Below are 14,492 nucleotides of genomic sequence, written 5' to 3'. Positions count from 1 at the left end.
GCGCGCCATTTTCATTTCAGAGCTGTTCGAGAATGCGGGCCGCGCCGGAATCGATCGCCTGACCGGCCGTGCCTTCGACGTTGAGCTGGGCGACCTTGCCGTCCTCGACAACCATCGAGAATCGCTTCGAGCGCAGGCCCATGCCGGCGGCCGACAGGTCGAGGTCGAGGCCGGTCGCGCGGGCGAAATCGCCGCTGCCGTCGGCGAGGAACAGGACCTTGCCTTCACCGCCGCTGAATCGCGCCCAGGCGCCCATGACGTGCACGTCGTTGACCGAGACCACCGCGATGGTGTCGACTCCGCGCGCGACGATGGCGTCATGGTTCTCGACATAGCCGGGCAGGTGGTTGTTGCTGCAGGTGGGCGTGAAGGCGCCCGGTACTGCAAACAGCACGACCTTCTTGCCCGCGAAGATTTCTTCAGTGGTAAGGTTCTTGGCGCCGTCGGCGGTCATCGTCTTGAAGGTTGCGCTGGGCAGCTTGTCGCCAATCGAAATGGTCATGTTGGTCCTCGTGGCAGTGGATTGAAATCGGGTGGCCGCAGCGATCCACTAGCGCAGATGCATCGGTAATCCAATGGCTGGCGGTTTGGCGGAGGGATCAGGGGTAGGGCAGAAAGCCTTCGACTGCGCCGGCCGAACTGATCAGGGTGTAGGGAATGCCCTTGCCGGCAGGCTTTGCCGTGGGCCGTTCGAGCACTTTGAGCAAGAAGCTGATCTTGCCGGCCGCCTCGTGGCGCTGAGGCGTACCGAACTGATAGCCATCCACGCCGGCGACGAAAATATCGATACCTTCGGGATCTCCGGGTGCGGCTGCCGTAATCGACATCGTCTCGCCCTCTGCTGGCGCCAGCGTGGCGCCGAAGTCCGGCTCGGCGGCTGAGGGAAGGGCGCCGAGCGCTGCCGCTACCAGCGCCGCATCATTCGCATTGCCGGGATCGGCGGCGGGGTCGACTTCCAGCCGCGCCTGCACCGGCACGCAGATGGTTTCGCAGATGCCGAGGAACACGTCGGCCACGATTGCCGCAGGCTCGCCCGGGGCAGGAACCGCGAAGCCGACGGGCAGACGGACGGGGAAGTCGTATCCTGCCCACTTGGCGTAGCCGTCGTCGTGGCGCTGGGGGGCGGGATACGAGATTTCGGCCGCCGAGACATTGCGGCTGGCCGAAAGGTCGATCTGCGGCGGCACGCCGGAATTGCCGGGATCGCGCCAATAGGTTTTCCAGCCGGGCTTGAGCTCGATGTCGAGCACGCCCTGGAGCTTGCCAGAGGCATCGGGCTGGCCGGTGGTCACCAGGCGGAAGCGGCCGCCGTCGGTTTCGAACCAGGCAGACGATGACGCGTGCGCGGATCCAGCGGCCAAAATGGCGGTGCCGAGGCAGAGGGCGATTGGGAGCGTGAATTTCATGGCGGTGATTTGATAGTCTCCGGCTGAGAGCGCAACATGCCTTTACGTCACGTCGCCATCATTTTTGCGTGACGCCATGGGCCAAAGGTGAACCGCAGTCCCCTTGAGCTATCTTTCAAGACGGCGGGAAACGCGTTACCTTTGGCTATGGACCTCTTACGCCAGAAAAAGGGCGCCTCGCAGCGCGGTTTTCTCGACGACCAGTTCCTCATCGCCATGCCGGGGATGAAGGACGACAGGTTTTCGCGCGCCGTCATCTACATTTGCGCCCATAGCGACGAAGGTGCCATGGGCCTGATCATCAACCAGGTCCAGCCGCTGCTCTTTCCCGATCTGCTGGTGCAACTCGGCATCCTCGACGAGCAGGAAGCGATTCGGCTGCCGATGAAGGCCAAGGACTTCATCGTACGCAATGGCGGGCCGGTCGACCGCAGCCGCGGCTTCGTGCTGCACACAGACGACTACAAGGTCGAATCTTCGCTGCCGGTCTCGGACGAGATTTGCCTGACCGCAACCGTCGACATCCTGCGCGCGATTTCGGCCGGTCGTGGGCCGCGCCATGCCCTGATGGCGCTGGGCTATTCAGGCTGGGGTGCCGGCCAGCTCGAAAGCGAGATCGCCGAGAACGGCTGGCTGACCTGCCCGGCGACGTCGGAATTGTTGTTCGACGCCGACATTGACCGCAAATACGACCGCATCCTCGCTACGCTGGGCATCGACCTTGCGCGATTGAGCACAGCCGCCGGTCACGCCTGAGCGAGCGGGTACTGTTCCTTCAGCATCTTGAGAGCCTGGTCGCCGGGGATCGGCGCGCCGAACATGAAGCTCTGCACGTACTCACAGCCCATCTGGCGCAGTTCGAGGGCGTCGCTCTCGTCCGAGATGCCTTCGGCGACCACCGACAGCCCCAGTTCGTGAGCCATGTTGACCATCGACTTGATCAGCACCGCGCGCTTGGGCGAGGTGTCGTCGACGAAGCTCTTGTCGATCTTGATGGTGTCGAAGGGGAAGCGGGTCAGGTAGGACAGCGACGAATAGCCGGTGCCGAAATCGTCGAGCGACAGGCCGATGCCAAGCTGCTTCAGCTTGGTCAGCACATGGTTGGTCTGCTCGGGATTGTCCATGACCAGCGATTCGGTGAGCTCTAGGCGGAAGCAACGCGGCTTGAGATTGGCCCGGGCGATGACCGAACGGACGTCGCTGACGAGGTCTCGGCGGATCAGCTGGCGGCTCGACAGGTTGACCGACACTGACAGTGGGGCGTCGTTGATCTGCTTTTGCCATTCGGCCAGGTCGTCGGCCGCGCGTTGCATGGCAAACAGGCCAAGCTGAACGATCAGGCCGCAGCTTTCGGCAACGGGAATGAAGTCGCCCGGCGGGATCATGCCGCGGCGCGGGTGATCCCATCTGAGCAACGCTTCGAAGCCGGCGACAGTGCCATCCTCAAGCCGCACGATCGGCTGGTAGGCAAGCGTGAACTCCTTGCGCTCGATGGCGCGTCTGAGATCCGACTCAAGCTGCAGGCGGTCGGTGCCCACGGTGCGGAAGGCCGGGCGGAACGGTTCGATGCGGTCGCCGCCGAAACGCTTGGCCTGGTGCATGGCAAGCTCGGCGTCCTTGACCATGTCTTCGGCCGAGGCCTGGGCTGTGGTCCAGGTGATCAGGCCGACAGATGCGGTGAGCACGATCTCGCGCTTGGCGAAGGTGATCGGTGCCTTGATCGCCTGCTTGATGGCGTCGGCCACTGCCGCGATGCGGGTGGGATCCTGCTCCGACAGAAGCATCAGGGCGAACTGGTCGCCGGCAAAGCGCGACAGCGAGTCTTTCGGCTTGAGCAGGCGGTGCAGGCGCCGCGCGATGGTCAACAGAATCGTGTCGCCGGCGGAAATGCCGAGTCCGTCGTTGACCAGCTTGAAGCGGTCGATGTCGATGACGAACACCGACGGCCGCACTTTCTCCTCCGTGCGGGCAATCGAGATGATCGCCTCCAGCCGATTCATGTACAGTTCGCGATTGGGCAGGCCGGTCAGATTGTCGTGCACGGCGTCGTGCAAGAGGCGTTCTTCCGACTTCTTCTGCTCGGTGACGTCGACCATCGTGCCGACGCAGCGGATCACTTCGCCGTCGGAGCCGATCACCGGCCGCGCCCTGAGCGAGAACCAGTGATAGTGGCCATCGGCTCCGCGCAGGCGGAAACTCTGCGACACCCGGCCACGGCGATGCTCCAGCACGACGTCGAGCGTCGTGCGGAACGTGTCGCGGTCGTCGGAATGCAGCACGGGCAGCCAGTTGCGTGCGGCTCCGCCAAGGCTATTGGGCGCAAGACCCAGCTGGATCGAAACGTCGGGACGGGTGACGACGCGGTCGCGCAGTACATCCCAGTCCCAGACGATGTCGCCGGAGCCGGAAATCGCCAGTGCCTGCCGCTCCATGTCGCTGAACAGGCCCTGATGGGCCCCGCCGCCTGCGAAGGCATGCTGCATGACGGTGAAGCCGATGAGCAGGATGATGAGGATCAGCCCGCCGCCGAGGGCAGGCTGGACGATGTCGTTGTCGAGCACGCCGGTGATCGCCATCCACGAACCGCTCAGCCAGATCAGCACCATCGCCCAACTGGGAACCAGCATGATCGCGCGGTCATAGCCGCGTATGCTGAGATAGACGATAAGCCCAAGGCCGGTGAGGGCGGTCGCGGCAAACGAAATACGCGCAATGCCGGCGGCAACGGCCGGATCGATGATGGCGACGCCGGCGATCAGCAGCAGGCCGATGATCCAGACGAAGGCGCCATAGCTGAAATGGCCGTGCCATCGGTTGAGGTTGAGATAGGCAAACAGGAAGACGACGAACGTTCCTGCCAGCGCCACCTCAGTCCCGGCCCGCCATATCTGCTCGTTGCCGGGCGAGACCTCGATGACCTTGTTGAGGAAGCCGAAGTCGACGCAGATATAGGCGAGCACCGCCCATGCCAGCGCTGCTGTCGCTGGGAACATCGAGGTTCCCTTGACCACGAACAGGATGGTCAGGAAGAGCGCCAAAAGGCCGGCGATGCCAATGACGATGCCGCGGAACAGCGTGTAGGAATTGACCGTGTCCTTGTAGGCTTCCGGCTCCCACAGATAGACCTGCGGCAGCTTGGGGGAGGCCAGTTCGGCGATGAAGGTCACCACCGAGTTCGGGTTGAGGGTTACCAGGAACACGTCGGCGTCGGGGCTGGCCTGGCGATCGAGGGCGAAACCCTCGCTCGGCGTGATGGCGGCGATGCGGCTTGAGCCGAGGTCGGGCCAGAACAGGCCTGAGCCGACCAGCCGGAAATGCGGCGCAACGATCAGGCGGTCAATCACCTGGTCGGTGGTGTTGGCGAGCGCGAACACCGCCCAGTCGCCGGACGAGCGCTTGTCGTTGGCCTCGACCTCGATGCGGCGAACGATGCCGTCGAGGCCCGGCGCTGTCGAAACCTGGAAGTTCTCGCCCTGATTCCGGTAGATTTCGACGGCGCCCGAGAGGTTGAGCGCGACGTCGTCACGGGAGATCTTGATCGGTTCCACGGCGAGTGCCGGCGACACCGCGCAGACACTGGCGATCATGGAAACGATGAGCGCAAACAGGGGCGCCAGCAGGAAATGCTTCGACAAGTTCAGGCCTTCATGGTGACAGCTTGCGGGTCGTCCGCGATCAGTGCGTAAAGATAGTGGTCGTGCCATTCGCCGTTGATCCTGAGGTAGGATCGCAAAAGTCCTTCGCGCCGGAATCCGGCTTTTTCAAGCACGCGGACAGAGCGCGCATTGTCGGGGATACAGGCAGCCTCGATCCGGTGCAACCGAAGCGTATCGAAAGCATGGCGCACCACCAGCCTGACGGCATCGACCATGAAGCCCTGGCCGGCGTAACGTTCGCCGATCCAGTAGCCGATATGTCCGGTCTGGGCGACGCCGTAGCGAATGTTGCCGAGCGTGATGCCGCCGACAAGCTTGCCGCTCGAATTCTCGTAGATGAAGAAGGCGACCGCCGTACCCTGGATGAACTCGTCCTTGTAGCGCGAGAGGCGGATGCGCCAGGCAGAGCGATCCAGCTCGTCGGGTGCCCAGCGCGGCTCCCAGGGCTCCAGGAACGAACGGCTTTCAGCCCGGAGTGCCACCCACTCGTGGTAGTCGCGCCAGTTCGGCAGCCGCAGGCTGACGCGTTCGCCCTTCAGTGCCGGGGTGTCGCGGCGAAAGAGCGAGAACGAAAACATGCGTGTGTAGTCTGGTCAGACGGCGAGCTTGCGCGCGGTCGACTGTGCGCCCGGCAGCGCGTCGAGGATCGATTCGTAAGGCGCCAGGGTGCCGACCGGGCCAACCGCCGTGATCGTCGGTCGGGTAGAGAACAGGCGTGCCGACAAATCGGTCAGGCGCTCGACAGTCAGGGCCGACAGCCGCTCCATCAGCTCTTCCTTGGCGATCGGGCGGCCGAACAGCAGGAGCTGGCGGGCAATCTGCGAAGCACGGCTGGAGCAGCTCTCGGCCGACATGATCAGGCCGGCGCGATACTGGGCGCGGGCGCGATCGAGTTCTTCCAGCAGGATGCTGTCGCCGGCCTTCTGCAATTCGCCGATGATGACGGGCAGCAGTTCGGCGATGTCGCTCTGCCCCGTCGCGGCGTGGACGCCGAAGATGCCGGTGTCGGAAAAGCCCCAGTGGAAGGCATAGACCGAGTAGCAAAGACCGCGCTTTTCGCGCACTTCCTGGAACAGGCGCGACGACATGCCGCCGCCGAGGATCATCGACAGGACCTGCGAGGCGTAGAAGTCGCGGACGTGATAGGCGCGGCCTTCGAAACCGAGCACGATCTGCGCGTCCATCAGGTCGCGATCTTCGCGGAAATCGCCGCCGACATATTGCGCATACTGCGGAATGGCGCTTTCGGCCTTGGAGCGGAAATTGCCGAGCCGCTTTTCGACATGGCGGACGAAATCGTCATGCTTGACGTCGCCGGCAGCCACCACGACCATGCGCTCGGCGCCGTACTGGCGATTCATGAAATCGTGAAGCTGAGCCGAGGTGAAGGACTGTACCGTCTCGGGCGTGCCGAGGATCGAACGGCCGATCGTCTGGTGGCGAAACGCGGTTTCGGTGAAGCGGTCGAAGACGATGTCGTCGGGCGTGTCGTGCGCAGCGCCGATTTCCTGCAGGATGACGTGCTGCTCGCGCTCGAGCTCGTTGGGATCGAATTCGGAATCTTGGAGGATGTCGGACAGGATGTCGACCGCCAGCGGCACGTCGTCGGCCAGGACGCGGGCGTAGAAGGACGTCGTCTCGACCGATGTGGCGGCGTTGATTTCGCCGCCGACATTTTCGATCTGCGAGGCGATCTCGAAGGCGGTGCGGTTTTTGGTGCCCTTGAACGCCATGTGTTCGAGCAGGTGAGCCATGCCGTGCTCGTCGTCGCGCTCGTTGCGCGCACCCGACTTGACCCATGTGCCGAGAGCTACGGTCTCTACGCTTGGAAGTGTTTCAGTGGCCACTGTCAGGCCGTTCGACAGACGGCTTACCTCAACACCCATATTAAGCGTACTCCCTAACCCGCCGCTCGTGTGCGGCGGCTAATGTAATCTTCCACCATTTTTATCTCTGATGGAAGTACCGTGAACTTTTCCTTACGTTCCATCAGCCCCGACAGCCATTTTGGCAGGGCGGGCTCGATGCCGCATGCAGCATTCACCGCAGCCGGGAATTTTGCCGGGTGAGCGGTGGCAAGCACCACCATCGGCACGTCGCTCTCGGGGAGCCCTGCGGCCACGTGGACAGCGGTCGCAGTGTGCGGATCGAGCAGGTAGCCGCTACCTTCGAGCGTCGAGCGGATGGTCGCAGCCGTCTCGTCCATGCTGGCCCGACCTGCGCCGAATTCGCTGCGGATGCCGGCCAGGGCCTTTGCCTCGATGGTGAAGGCGCCGGACTGCTTGAGGCTGGCCATATAGCGCCGGACCACGGCCGGGTCGCGGTCTGAGGCCTCGAACAGCAGCCGTTCGAAGTTCGACGAGACCTGGATGTCCATCGACGGCGAGGTCGTGGCAACCACGCCGGTCTGGCGGTATTCGCCGCTCTTCAGCGTGCGGGCCAGGATGTCGTTGTCGTTGGTCGCGATGACCAGCTGGTCGATCGGCAGGCCCATGCGCTTGGCTGCGTAACCGGCGAAGATATCGCCGAAATTGCCGGTCGGCACGGTGAAGGACACCGGCCGGTCAGGCGCGCCGAGCGAGATGGCGGATGAGAAATAGTAGACGATCTGGGCCATGATCCGCGCCCAGTTGATCGAGTTCACGCCCGACAGCTGCACCCGGTCGCGGAAGCCGTGGTCGTTGAACATGTCCTTCACCAGGCCCTGGCAGTCGTCGAAGTTTCCTTCGATCGACAGGGCATGCACATTGGCTGCATCAGACGTTGTCATCTGGCGCTGCTGCACCGGCGAGACGCGGTCGTGCGGGAACAGGATGAAGATGTCCGTACGCTCGCGTCCGGCAAAGGCGTCGATTGCAGCACCGCCGGTATCGCCCGAGGTTGCGCCGACGATGGTCGCGCGCTGGCCGCGTTCGGCAAGCACGTGGTCCATCAGCCGCGCCAGCAACTGCATGGCGACGTCCTTGAAGGCGAGCGTCGGGCCGTGGAACAGCTCGAGCACGAAGCTGTTGGCGCCGGTCTGGACAAGCGGGCACACGGCGTCGTGCCGGAAGGTGGCATAGGCCTCGCGTACCAGACGCTCGAAGACGTCCTGCTTGATCTCGCCGCCAAGAAATGGCGTCAGGATACGGATCGCCAAGTCGGCGTAGCCGAGGCCGCGCATGGCGCGGATTTCGGCGGCGCTGAAGGTCGGCCATTGCGCCGGGAGATAGAGGCCGCCGTCGCGGGCCAGTCCGGCCAGAACTGCATCGGAAAATCCGAGCGTGGGCGCTTCCCCACGGGTACTCACATAGTGCATATCTATCCGTTCCAACGCGCAGCGACCTGCCGGTGATCGGCGGGGCGGGGAAAACTGCGCTCCATCAGTCGCATTTTTGCCGCGCGGTTGATATAGAACGACTGCTTTGCGAGAGGGAAGTGCAGTTCATGGTGTTTCGTTTGATCGACGGCCGTTTTCTGACGGCTTTGGCGACCGCAGGCTTTATGCTCGCCGTCACGGGCTGCCAATCAGGCGGCAGCGGCGGCTTTTTTAGCCCTCCCGCGCCGAAAGACCCCAAGGTGATTGCGGCCGAAGAGGGCAAGATCCTGGCCAGCGAGTTGCTTGCCTACTGCCCGAATGTCACGCTGCGCGACGGCACGGCCTTCTTCAACAGCTATGCCAAGGGCGGCCAGGACGATCCGGCCAAGCTGGTCCACCAGTCGGCGATCACCGACGTCACCCGCAGTTGCACGCGCGCCGACGGCCAGATGATGATCAAGGTCGGCGTTGCCGGCAAGGTCGTGGTCGGTCCGGCCGGCGGTGCCGGCACGGTCAACATGCCGATCCGCATCGCGGTGATCCGCGGCGAAGACGTGCTCTATTCGCAGCTGCACAAGAACGCGGTGCAGGTTTCCGACCCGTCGACGGCGACGCAGTTCGTCTTCACCGACGCCAATGTCGTGATCCCGGTTCCGACCGCGCGCGACATCCAGATCTATGCCGGTTTCGACGAGGGCCCGGCCAAGAAGAAGGCCCAGTAGGCAGGTTCTTCCTGCATGCATTCAAGCGCCGGCGTCTCGCCGGCGCTTTTGCGTTCAGGCGTGTTCGGACCACATGCTAAGTGCCTGGAGCACGCCGCCGAGGTCGGCCCAGCGGCGAATCACCGTCTCGGCGCCTGCCTCGGTCAGCATGTCGGCATGGCCGGGATAGCTGTGCGCCCCGCCGGTGAAGCCGATGACGCGCATGCCGGCCGAAACTGCGCCTGAAATGCCGTGCACCGAATCCTCGATCACGAAGGTCTTGGCCGGATCGGCGCCATAAGTGCTTGCGGCGTGCAGGAAGACGTCCGGCGAAGGTTTGGGCTTCTTGCTCGGCGTTTCCAGCGCCGAGAAGATGCGGCCCTTGAACAGCGGCAGGATGCGCGTGCGCTCGAGCATCATTTCGATGCGCTCGGTTGTCGAGTTGGAGCAGATGCAGCGCGGTGCGATCACCGCAGCGACCGCCTCGTGCACGCCGTCGATGGCGCGCACATCTGTCTTCAGCTTGCGGTCGACCAGTTCCTCGGCCTGGGTGATGAGCGAGGCCTGGAAGGGGATGGCCGCCTTCTCCTCGATCTTCAGCATGATGTCCTTGAAGGTCAACCCGGCATAGGCCTCGGCGATCTCCTCGGCGCTGATTTCGAAGCCGGCTGCGGTCAGCAGTTCGGCCTCGATGCGGGCGGCGATGATTTCGGAATCGACGAGTACGCCGTCGCAATCGAATATCACTAGTTCTGGCTGGGTCATGACGGTCCGGGAAACTGGGGCGGCGCCGGGGCGCAGGCCGAAAAGCTCAAGGCGCGGCGATTACACCATTCCGCCCCGATCCGCAAATTGCGAGGGCCGCTTCACCAATTGTTTACGCTGATCGGTAACCATAACGGTGAGTAAACAGTAACGCGTCATCCCGGGTATCAGAATGTCAGCAGTGCGTCCTCTCGACCAGCTTTCCCGCACTCCCAAGCAGTCGGAATGGCTCGATACCATCATCAAGGGCGATTGCGTCGCGGCGCTCGACAAGCTGCCGGCCAACTCCGTCGACATCATCTTTGCCGACCCGCCCTACAACCTACAGCTCGACGGCGACCTGCATCGCCCCGACCAGTCGAAGGTCGACGCGGTCGACGATCACTGGGACCAATTCGAGAGCTTCGCTGCCTATGATGCCTTCACCCGCGCCTGGCTGCTTGCCGCGCGCCGAGTGCTCAAGCCGAACGGCACCATCTGGGTCATCGGCTCCTATCACAACATCTTCCGCGTCGGCGCGACGATGCAGGATCTCGGCTTCTGGATCCTCAACGATGTCGTCTGGCGCAAGACCAACCCGATGCCGAATTTCCGCGGCCGCCGTTTCCAGAACGCCCATGAGACGATGATCTGGGCCTCGCGCGACCAGAAGGGCAAGAACTACACCTTCAACTACGATGCGCTGAAGGCGTCGAACGACGACGTCCAGATGCGCTCGGACTGGCTGTTCCCGATCTGCACCGGCGGCGAGCGCTTGAAGGACGAGGACGGCAACAAGCTGCATCCGACGCAGAAGCCGGAAGCGCTGCTGGCCCGCATCATGATGGCCTCAACCAAGCCGGGTGACGTGGTCCTCGACCCGTTCTTCGGCTCGGGCACGACGGGTGCCGTTGCCAAGCGTCTCGGCCGCCATTTTGTCGGCATCGAACGCGAACAGGCCTACATCGACGCCGCCAATGAGCGCATCGCATCGGTGCGTCCGCTCGATGGCCCGGCACTCACGGTATTGACCGGCAAGCGCGCCGAACCGCGGGTCGCCTTCGGCAGCCTGCTCGACATGGGCCTGCTGGCACCAGGGGCGACACTGTATGATGCGAAGAAGCGCTGGGCTGCAAAGGTCCGCGCCGACGGCACGCTGGCGATCGGCGACACCGCCGGTTCGATCCACCGCGTTGGCGCCTCGGTCCAGGGGCTCGACGCCTGCAATGGCTGGACCTTCTGGCACTACGAGCGTGCCGGCGGCCTGACCCAGATCGACGAACTGCGCCGCATCGTCCGCGTCGGCATGGAAAAGGCAGGCGCCTGAAGGATCAGCCGTCCCGCCGGACTGTCCGGCGCGACGGCACAGGCTTCATCGATAACCCGTTCTGGACCTTCAGAGCCCGTTTCGAGCCTGCGATAGAGATCGAATTCCGGCAGCCAATCTAGCCAGTCCGGATTCGTCGATCGGCCGGTTTCCAGTCACCGTCCGATCCCGAGACGCTCGAGGTCCGCCTCGAGCGTTTTCGCATTTGTGAACAGCACCGCCTGCCAGCCGGCCTCGATGGCGGCGTTCACGTTCTTCTGGCTGTCGTCGATGAACAGCGCAGCCTTCGGGTCGAGACCGAAGGAGGCGACGTGGAGGTCGTAGATGCGGCGGTCAGGCTTGATCAGTCCGACATCGCCGGAAACGGTGACGCCGCGCGGCCGTTCGAGGAACGGGAAGCGTCCGCGCGCCTCGCGGAACGTGTCGGACGCCCAGTTGGTCAGCATGGTGACGTCATGGCCGGCATCGACCAGCCCCTCCATCAGGGCGACGGAGTCGTCATAGGCATGCGGCACCATTTCGTGCCAATGCTGGCGGAAGGCGCGGATTTTGCTTTCGTGCTCGGGGAATTCGGCGACCAGCAGCGCCTCGGCTTCCTGCCAGGTGCGGCCGCGATCCTGCTCGATGTTCCATTCGCTGGTGCAGACGGTGTCGAAAAACCAGCGCCGTTCGACCGGATCGGGAATGATGCGGCTGAACGGGATATCCGGGTCGTAATGGATCAGCACCTTGCCGATGTCGTAGACGATGTGGCGGATTTCGCTCATGATTTCGCTAACGTCCTCGTTTCGTTGCGCCCGGTATGGCAGCTTCGATGACTTTTTTCATGACGCTTGGCAAGGCTTCGCCGGCGAGGTCAGCGGGGAGCGACCAGAAGTGGCCGTCAGGCGCCTTGTCTATCGTGACGTCGGCGCGAAACACGTCCAGATCGAGCGCGAAATGGGTGAAAACGTGGGTGATCGTACCCGCGCGCGCCCAATTCGCGGCAAAGGGCGCGCTGTCGGGTCCGGTCGCGCCATCGACGCGGGAGGTCCAGTCGGTCGTCGGCACTTCCGTCATGCCGCCGAGCAGGCCCTTGCCGGGCCGCTTGCGCAACAGCACCGCGCCATCGCCCCTGACCGCCACGAACGCTGCGCCGCGCCGTTGCGGTCGTTCCGCCTTGGCCGGCTTGACGGGATAGAATTCGGGATCGCCTGAGACGACCGCGCTGCAATCGCCGCGTAGCGGGCACAGCATGCAGCGCGGGCGCCGCGGCGTGCAGATCGTGGCGCCGAGATCCATCATCGCCTGGGCGAAATCACCGGGTCTGGCCGCGGCAAGCATGCGCTCGACATGCGCGCGGATTTCGACCTTGGCCTGGGGCAGGGGCGTTGCGATGGAAAACAGCCGCGTGACGACGCGCTCGACATTGCCGTCGACGACGGCGGCTGGCTGGTTGAAAGCGATAGAAGCGATCGCTGCCGCCGTATAGGGGCCGATGCCGGGCAAGTCGCGCAGGCCGTCTTCGCTGTCCGGAAACAGCCCGCCCGGCAGGCACGCCACCGTTTCTGCGCAGGCCTTGAGGTTCCTGGCGCGAGAGTAGTAGCCGAGCCCGGCCCAGGCCTTCATCACGTCCTCGGCCTCGGCGCTCGCGAGAGACTGGACGGTGGGCCACTTCTCGAGGAAGGCGCGGAAATAGGGCTTCACCGCCTCGACGGTGGTCTGCTGCAGCATGATCTCCGACAGCCAGACGCGGTACGGATCCGGGCGGATGCCTCGCTTCAGGTCGGCGGGGGGCGTGCGCCAGGGCAACTCGCGATGGTGGACGTCGTACCATTCGAGCAGCAGGTCAGCGATCCTGCCGTCCACTTCGGTCATGTGCTTGCGGCTATCGGTGCGGAATGCCATTGATGGTCTGGACTGCCTTCGGCGTTGCGTGTCGACAGGGGTATTCTGGAGAACGACATGGCAGGGAAAAGGTGGACGGGCAATCCCGTCCCGGTCAGCGATCTGGCAAGCGCCATCCTCGATCCCGTCCTGCGCAAGCGCACCGGCATCTCGGTCGGGCTTGTCCAGTCATGGGAAGAGATCGTTGGGCCGCGCCTTGCCCATAACACCCGGCCCGAAAAGATCCAGTGGCCCCGGCGCATGCACGAGGACGATCCGTTCGAGCCGGCGGTGCTGATCGTTGCCTGCTCGGGGCCGGCAGCGCTCCATCTCCAGCATGAGACCGGCGAGATTATCGGCCGGGTCAATTCCTATCTCGGCTTCAACGCCATCGGCCGCATCCGCATCGTCCAGAAACCGGTGTCGGGGGCGGCAACCAGGCCGCGGCCGCGCCTGCGCAAGCTCACCGACGCTGAACAGGGCAAGGTGGCGGGCGCGGTGCGCTTCATCGAGGACGAGGGCCTGAAGGCAGCGCTGGAGAAGCTTGGCACCAACATATTGGGCAGTCGCAAGTAGAATTGGCCGACTTTCTCGCGCATTCGTGATCGGAAGTGCGGCAAATCGCGATTGGTTTGGGGACAGCCATGCCTTAATTCGCGCCAACTCTCGCTTTCACGTAACCGCACATTGCAAAATCCAACCATCGTCAGGTGATTCGTATGCTTCGTTCGATTTCTCGCAGGACCGCACTTACCGGGCTCGCAGCCGTTTCGGCAGCGGCGCTGCTTTCAGCTTGTAGCGATTCCGGCGAGCAGGCCAACGCGGCAACGCCCAAGCCTGCCGAACCGGCAACGCCGGCGACCCCGGCTGCTCCGGCCACCCCGGTCCAGGCGGTGAAGGCGCCCGAAGCGCAGGGCACGGTCGACATGGCCAAGCTGCTCGAGGCCGGCAGCCTGCCCGACATGGTTCTGGGCAAAGCGGACGCCCCGGTTACCATCGTTGAATACGCCTCCATGACCTGCCCGCATTGCGCGCGCTTCCACGAAGACACGCTGCCGACGATCAAGACCAAGTACATCGACACGGGCAAGGTGCGCCTGATCTACCGCGAGTTCCCCTTCGACCCGCTGGCCGAGGCAGGCTTCATGCTTGCGCGCTGCTCGAAGGATAACTACTTCCCGATGGTCGACGTGCTGTTCAAGCAGCAGTCGAACTGGGCGGCATCGCGGACCCCGAAGGACGCGCTGCTGCAGATTTCCAAGCTCGCCGGCTTTTCACAGGAGTCGTTCGAGGCCTGCTTGACTGACCAGAAGCTTCTGGACGATATCAGGGCGGTGCGCGCCCGTGGTGAGAAGGATTTCAAGGTCGACTCCACGCCGACCTTCTTCATCAACGGGAATGTCTACAAAGGGGCGATGTCCATTGAGGAAATGTCGGCGGTTATCGACGGCATGCTCTGACAGGTTCGTAGCGCCGAAGCCACGCAGCTTCGGC

14 protein-coding genes are annotated in these 14,492 nt (G+C 63.8%); 5 read left to right on the top strand and 9 right to left on the bottom strand.

What is annotated here, in order from left to right:
- Positions 1-16: 16 nt before the first annotated feature.
- Positions 17-502 carry a peroxiredoxin gene (locus GGQ99_RS18320; RefSeq protein ID WP_108608941.1) on the bottom strand — a complete coding sequence of 162 codons (486 nt, stop codon included), beginning with the start codon at positions 500-502 and terminating at the stop codon, positions 17-19.
- A gap of 97 nt (positions 503-599) precedes the next feature.
- Entirely contained in the window at positions 600-1,406 is an 807-nt protein-coding gene (locus GGQ99_RS18315) for a protein-disulfide reductase DsbD domain-containing protein (RefSeq protein WP_183263632.1), read from the bottom strand.
- A 147-nt stretch (positions 1,407-1,553) separates the two neighbouring features.
- Between GGQ99_RS18315 and GGQ99_RS18310 the strand changes: the two genes are divergently transcribed.
- Positions 1,554-2,162 carry a YqgE/AlgH family protein gene (locus tag GGQ99_RS18310; RefSeq protein WP_183263763.1) on the top strand — a complete coding sequence of 203 codons (609 nt, stop codon included), beginning with the start codon at positions 1,554-1,556 and terminating at the stop codon, positions 2,160-2,162.
- Here the strand turns inward: GGQ99_RS18310 and GGQ99_RS18305 are convergent.
- The 4 genes from GGQ99_RS18305 to thrC are packed head-to-tail and all read right to left on the bottom strand — an operon-like array spanning position 2,153 to position 8,360.
- Positions 2,153-4,993: an EAL domain-containing protein gene (locus tag GGQ99_RS18305; protein ID WP_108610006.1), complete on the bottom strand. Its 2,841-nt coding sequence runs from the start codon at positions 4,991-4,993 to the stop codon at positions 2,153-2,155. The genes GGQ99_RS18310 and GGQ99_RS18305 overlap by 10 nt on opposite strands.
- A 50-nt stretch (positions 4,994-5,043) precedes the next feature.
- On the bottom strand, positions 5,044-5,640 hold the full coding sequence (locus GGQ99_RS18300) for a GNAT family N-acetyltransferase (protein WP_183263631.1): 597 nt from the start codon (positions 5,638-5,640) through the stop codon (positions 5,044-5,046).
- A 15-nt stretch (positions 5,641-5,655) separates the two neighbouring features.
- Complete coding sequence (locus GGQ99_RS18295; RefSeq protein ID WP_183263630.1) at positions 5,656-6,948, bottom strand: M16 family metallopeptidase; 1,293 nt, start codon at positions 6,946-6,948, stop codon at positions 5,656-5,658.
- A gap of 14 nt (positions 6,949-6,962) precedes the next feature.
- Positions 6,963-8,360 (bottom strand): threonine synthase, encoded by a 1,398-nt coding sequence (thrC, locus tag GGQ99_RS18290; RefSeq protein ID WP_183263629.1) that lies wholly within the window; start codon positions 8,358-8,360, stop codon positions 6,963-6,965.
- A 128-nt stretch (positions 8,361-8,488) separates the two neighbouring features.
- Here thrC and GGQ99_RS18285 point away from each other — a divergent pair, with 128 nt between their 5' ends.
- Positions 8,489-9,082, top strand: coding sequence for a hypothetical protein (locus tag GGQ99_RS18285; RefSeq protein ID WP_183263628.1), 594 nt, complete (start codon positions 8,489-8,491; stop codon positions 9,080-9,082).
- Positions 9,083-9,136: 54 nt separating this feature from the next.
- Here GGQ99_RS18285 and GGQ99_RS18280 read toward each other — a convergent pair whose 3' ends face one another.
- Positions 9,137-9,826: an HAD family hydrolase gene (locus tag GGQ99_RS18280; protein WP_183263627.1), complete on the bottom strand. Its 690-nt coding sequence runs from the start codon at positions 9,824-9,826 to the stop codon at positions 9,137-9,139.
- A 172-nt stretch (positions 9,827-9,998) separates the two neighbouring features.
- On the opposite strand from GGQ99_RS18280, the gene GGQ99_RS18275 reads away from it, so the two are divergent.
- Positions 9,999-11,132: a site-specific DNA-methyltransferase gene (locus tag GGQ99_RS18275; RefSeq protein ID WP_183263626.1), complete on the top strand. Its 1,134-nt coding sequence runs from the start codon at positions 9,999-10,001 to the stop codon at positions 11,130-11,132.
- Between the two features lie 155 nt (positions 11,133-11,287).
- Here GGQ99_RS18275 and GGQ99_RS18270 read toward each other — a convergent pair whose 3' ends face one another.
- Together GGQ99_RS18270 and mutY are read right to left on the bottom strand one after the other, a co-directional pair.
- Positions 11,288-11,899, bottom strand: a complete 612-nt coding sequence (locus GGQ99_RS18270; RefSeq protein ID WP_183263625.1) for an HAD family hydrolase — start codon at positions 11,897-11,899, stop codon at positions 11,288-11,290.
- Positions 11,900-11,906: 7 nt separating this feature from the next.
- Positions 11,907-13,019 carry an A/G-specific adenine glycosylase gene (gene mutY, locus GGQ99_RS18265; protein ID WP_183263624.1) on the bottom strand — a complete coding sequence of 371 codons (1,113 nt, stop codon included), beginning with the start codon at positions 13,017-13,019 and terminating at the stop codon, positions 11,907-11,909.
- Between the two features lie 57 nt (positions 13,020-13,076).
- Here mutY and GGQ99_RS18260 point away from each other — a divergent pair, with 57 nt between their 5' ends.
- On the top strand, positions 13,077-13,574 hold the full coding sequence (locus GGQ99_RS18260) for a DUF721 domain-containing protein (protein WP_183263623.1): 498 nt from the start codon (positions 13,077-13,079) through the stop codon (positions 13,572-13,574).
- Positions 13,575-13,717: 143 nt separating this feature from the next.
- Positions 13,718-14,458: a DsbA family protein gene (locus tag GGQ99_RS18255; RefSeq protein ID WP_183263622.1), complete on the top strand. Its 741-nt coding sequence runs from the start codon at positions 13,718-13,720 to the stop codon at positions 14,456-14,458.
- Positions 14,459-14,492 lie beyond the last annotated feature (34 nt).

Source organism: Aminobacter niigataensis (assembly GCF_014200015.1).
GTDB lineage: Bacteria > Pseudomonadota > Alphaproteobacteria > Rhizobiales > Rhizobiaceae > Aminobacter > Aminobacter niigataensis.
This window is presented reverse-complemented; position numbering and strand designations above follow the sequence as displayed.

Bases quoted from the DNA above. Each gene is read 5' to 3' on its own strand.
- GGQ99_RS18320 (WP_108608941.1), bottom strand. From the start codon at position 502: ATGACCATTTCGATTGGCGACAAGCTGCCCAGCGCAACCTTCAAGACG.
- GGQ99_RS18315 (WP_183263632.1), bottom strand. From the start codon at position 1,406: ATGAAATTCACGCTCCCAATCGCCCTCTGCCTCGGCACCGCCATTTTG.
- GGQ99_RS18310 (WP_183263763.1), top strand. From the start codon at position 1,554: ATGGACCTCTTACGCCAGAAAAAGGGCGCCTCGCAGCGCGGTTTTCTC.
- GGQ99_RS18305 (WP_108610006.1), bottom strand. From the start codon at position 4,993: ATGATCGCCAGTGTCTGCGCGGTGTCGCCGGCACTCGCCGTGGAACCG.
- GGQ99_RS18300 (WP_183263631.1), bottom strand. From the start codon at position 5,640: ATGTTTTCGTTCTCGCTCTTTCGCCGCGACACCCCGGCACTGAAGGGC.
- GGQ99_RS18295 (WP_183263630.1), bottom strand. From the start codon at position 6,948: ATGGGTGTTGAGGTAAGCCGTCTGTCGAACGGCCTGACAGTGGCCACT.
- thrC (WP_183263629.1), bottom strand. From the start codon at position 8,360: ATGCACTATGTGAGTACCCGTGGGGAAGCGCCCACGCTCGGATTTTCC.
- GGQ99_RS18285 (WP_183263628.1), top strand. From the start codon at position 8,489: ATGGTGTTTCGTTTGATCGACGGCCGTTTTCTGACGGCTTTGGCGACC.
- GGQ99_RS18280 (WP_183263627.1), bottom strand. From the start codon at position 9,826: ATGACCCAGCCAGAACTAGTGATATTCGATTGCGACGGCGTACTCGTC.
- GGQ99_RS18275 (WP_183263626.1), top strand. From the start codon at position 9,999: ATGTCAGCAGTGCGTCCTCTCGACCAGCTTTCCCGCACTCCCAAGCAG.
- GGQ99_RS18270 (WP_183263625.1), bottom strand. From the start codon at position 11,899: ATGAGCGAAATCCGCCACATCGTCTACGACATCGGCAAGGTGCTGATC.
- mutY (WP_183263624.1), bottom strand. From the start codon at position 13,019: ATGGCATTCCGCACCGATAGCCGCAAGCACATGACCGAAGTGGACGGC.
- GGQ99_RS18260 (WP_183263623.1), top strand. From the start codon at position 13,077: ATGGCAGGGAAAAGGTGGACGGGCAATCCCGTCCCGGTCAGCGATCTG.
- GGQ99_RS18255 (WP_183263622.1), top strand. From the start codon at position 13,718: ATGCTTCGTTCGATTTCTCGCAGGACCGCACTTACCGGGCTCGCAGCC.